Raw genomic sequence first — 230 nt, forward strand, 5'->3', positions numbered from 1 at the left:
TCGTTCCAGATCGGCGGCGCGTTGCGCCTTTTCATTGATGCCGCCCAGCGATTGCGAGAGAGCCCCGACCGGACTTGCCCGCTTCGGCCGCTTCTCGAAATTCGCCAGCGGGCGGATATCGGTATCCGCCTCCTCGGCTGCGGGTTTCGCCGCAGCGCCGGTTTCCTGGATTCCAAAAATATTCTTCCGCGCCATGGGTTATTTTCTCCCCCATGTCTGTTTCACAAGGT

Annotated in this window: 1 pseudogene; it reads right to left on the reverse strand. The window is 60.0% G+C overall.

From position 1 onward, the window contains the following. Positions 1-195, reverse strand: a pseudogene (locus P7F60_RS16170) (plasmid partitioning protein RepB); the annotation flags it as partial. Positions 196-230: the final 35 nt, after the last annotated feature.

This window comes from Rhizobium sp. YJ-22 (assembly GCF_029601685.1).
Classification (GTDB): Bacteria; Pseudomonadota; Alphaproteobacteria; order Rhizobiales; family Rhizobiaceae; genus Metarhizobium.